At 64.7% G+C, this 1245-nt stretch carries 1 protein-coding gene; it reads right to left on the bottom strand.

The genetic code is table 11. The features are described from left to right. Positions 1-840: IS30 family transposase (locus AC5Y5V_RS31320; RefSeq protein WP_499942952.1), on the bottom strand; the 840-nt coding region annotated here is incomplete at its 3' end. Between the last annotated feature and the right edge of the window lie 405 nt (positions 841-1245).

Below are 1245 nucleotides of genomic sequence, written 5' to 3'. Positions count from 1 at the left end.
GGCGTGATGGCCCTCTGGCAGGTGCACCAGCATGGTGTAGCGGGTGGCGCGTTCGACCAGGGTGGCGATCGCGGTCTTGTTGGCGTGGCCCATGATGAGGTCGCCTTCCCAATGTCCGGGCACTGCGCGGTCTTCGATGTCGGCGGGGCGGTCGGAGATCATGACCATGGGGTCGATGAACCGGTGGGTGCGTTGGTCAGGTTGGCGGTGGGGTTTGCGTCGGGTGCGTCCGGATCGCAGTGCTTGGGCTACTTCGCGTTTGAGGCCGCCGCGGGCCTGGAAGTACAGCGCCTGGTAGATCGTTTCGGGGCACACCCGCATGCTCTCATCGTCGGGGAAATCCTTGACCAGGCGATGTGAGATCTGTTCAGGCGACAACCGCCGTGATAGTCCGTCTTTGACCGCTTGGCGCAGGTTCTGGTTGGTGACCAGTTTGGACTGTTTGGGGCGCGCACGCGACGCCGCTGCCGCGCTGTGGGCCCGATACGGCAGGTACAACCCGCCGGCGCTGTGGGCCCGGATTTCGCGCGACACCGTCGATTTGTGCTTACCGATCCCGGCGGCGATCGCGGTCAGAGTCTGATGTGTCGACAGTCCATCAGCGATGGCGAGCCGATCCGGCAACGACAGGTACCGGCTATTGATCTTCGGGGCGCTGACAACAGCAGTAGGGGCCACCGGAGATGCGTAGCGCACGCAGCGGCGGTAATCGTTGACCGTGCCGTCCGGGCGCACTCGCGTGTTGCCGATCTTGCGGATACCGTCGCGCCAATCCCGGGCCGTACGCACATGAACACCGACCTCGCGGGCCGCCTGACCCACCGACCACCCCAATGCCAGTAGTTCATGAAACCGGGCTCGCGCTGCCGGCTTGCCATAGGGCTGGCGCTGCGTGCTGATCAAACCCTTATCGACCAGCACCCGCCGCGCTGCAGCATGGGTGATGCCACTGGCTTTGGCGGCCGCATTGACCGAACCTGTCGCGTCGAATACCGCCACCACCGCCGCAGGATCGACCCCCCTCCCGCCAGCTCGTATCGAGCCGGCCGGTCGCCCAGTCGCCCGCAGGATCGCATAACACCGCTGGCGTGAAATCCCCAGCTGCTCCCCGGCTTCCCGCACAGCGACGCCGGCATCAACCAGCTTTGCTAACCGATCCCCGAATTGAACACAGTCCTCCAAAAACGACATGGCCGCCGCAACCTCTCAAAATCGAGAGTGTTGCGACGACCATGCGAACTCGCC

This window comes from Mycobacterium sp. NGS68 (assembly GCF_059812195.1).
The sequence above is the reverse complement of the archived record's forward strand: the minus strand, read 5'-3'. Positions and strand labels throughout refer to the sequence as shown.